This is a genomic window from Daejeonella sp. (assembly GCF_049655485.1).
Classification (GTDB): Bacteria; Bacteroidota; Bacteroidia; order Sphingobacteriales; family Sphingobacteriaceae; genus Daejeonella.
Genome location: NZ_JBASJU010000266.1, coordinates 1 through 1,844, shown reverse-complemented (window position 1 = coordinate 1,844; position 1,844 = coordinate 1). Strand labels below are relative to the sequence as shown.

The following is a 1,844-nucleotide window of genomic DNA, read 5'->3' as shown; positions in this document are numbered from 1 at the left end:
AAGCTCTGAGTGAAATGAGAAACATGAACAAGGAAGATCAAATCAAAAGATTTCAGAAGCTCGCAGAAAAGCTTGAGTTGCCAAAAGAATTTTCCTATGAGGTACATGATCATCTGCTCCATATTGATCAGACCTCCCATAAGGATATGGAATTGCTGCTTGCAACCGCCCCTGCTACGGGAAGGATCATTTTGAGGGAGTATTTACCAGGCCAGGAATTATTAGTAAAAGATGGAGATGGCAACGGCTATGCCCATGAATTTATTGCTTTCCTTACAAATAGAGAGACATCTTACCAATCCTCAAATTTGGCCAGTTATCAGTGGCATCAGATACCAGTAAATAAGGAAAGAATTTTTCCCTTTGATGACTGGTTTTTTTTGAAAATATATCTACACCCGGTGGGTTATAGCGACCTGCTAGTAGATTATATCAGGCCGTTTATCCTTGAAAATTTTCGTAACGGAAACATCAGTTCCTGGTTTTTTATCAGTTTTTTCGATGAGGATTTTCATTTACGTCTCCGCTTGAAGCTAATACCAGGCGGGGAGTCACATGTTGCGTGCTCATTTATAAAACTTGAGGCTGTTCTGCGCGCATTGCCAAATATTAAAAAGCTAGAATTGTCAACTTATTTTCCAGAGTATGAGCGCTACGCCTCTATTGGAATCCAATCAGCTGAGAAACTTTTTGAACAAAGTAGTGAGATCGTGATTTCAGAACTTACATCTGCTGATTTAGTTGAAGATGTTGAAAATCACATACTGTTTTCCGGACTGCGGCATTTGCTGATGGTTTGTCAGGCAATGGAGTTTAATCTGACTGAGATAGATCAAATTACCAGAGGCTTTTCTCATCGACTTGCAAAAGCTGAGAAGGTAGCTCTGGATATGGAAATTAGATATGAGAGACAGGGGTTTTATGAGTATTTAATAGATTATCAAGAGAAAAAGCTAAGTGAGCACCATTATTTAGTGGAGCTCCAGAAAGCCACCCAGCATCTCGCCATGGATGCAAAATTGCAGGTTATCATAGACATTAATCACATGCACCTAAACCGACTTTTCTTGAGTGATCAGAAGTATCTTGAAGAGAAATGTTATTATTTTCTTAGGAAAGTCTGGAAGGGGATCAATCCCAAGTCTTCCTTCTCCCCGATGAGAAAATTCTGTTCTTCAACCTAACCATTAATTCCGCTCTTTGCGCAGCTCCGATCGGTAATTTCTCTTTATTTTCCATGGTCAGTTCATTGTTCGCGTTTTTTACAATCCTTTCCAGGTTGACAACATAGCTTTTATGCACCTTTAGAAATTTTTTGCCGTTTAGCTTGAATTCACACTCTTTCAAAGTGAGGTAGGTAGTGTGAACATTGTCTATCGTATAGATTCGAACGTAATTTAGAAGTGACTCGATATAAAGAATTTCATTGATCCGAATTTTGATTAGTTCTCCAAGGTTGCCTTTAATATAGTAATAGTTGTCCTCTTGTCCCGGGCTTTCAACCCCATTTTGAATGCGACTTTGCACTTTTAATACCGCCTTCAAAAACCTGGAATAAGAAACGGGTTTGATAAGGTAATCGAAGGCGTCCTTTTCAAAAGCCTCAACAGCATGTTCGGTATGTGACGTGATGAAAATGATAGCGGTGTGAGAATTGATAAGTCCTGCCACCTCGAGCCCGTTTAATCCTGGCATTTCTATATCCAGGAAAGTGATCTTAGGCAAGCCTGGCTTTTTGATTACCGAGAGTATGTCCCTTGGATCTGTTGTAGAATGAACAAGCTTTAGGTTGGGCGTCTGTTCAATATAATCTGTAATGATATCAATTGAATCCGGTTCATCAT

The 1,844-nt window shown here is 39.5% G+C and carries 2 protein-coding genes; one reads left to right on the top strand and one right to left on the bottom strand.

Annotation, left to right across the window (positions count from 1 at the left end):
- Window positions 1-1,184: thiopeptide-type bacteriocin biosynthesis protein (locus WBJ10_RS11355; protein WP_424290369.1), on the top strand; the 1,184-nt coding region annotated here is incomplete at its 5' end.
- Here WBJ10_RS11355 and WBJ10_RS11350 read toward each other — a convergent pair.
- A partial coding sequence (locus tag WBJ10_RS11350; RefSeq protein WP_424290367.1) for a LytR/AlgR family response regulator transcription factor occupies window positions 1,132-1,844 on the bottom strand: 713 nt, incomplete at its 5' end. The two genes, WBJ10_RS11355 and WBJ10_RS11350, sit on opposite strands and share 53 nt — an antisense overlap.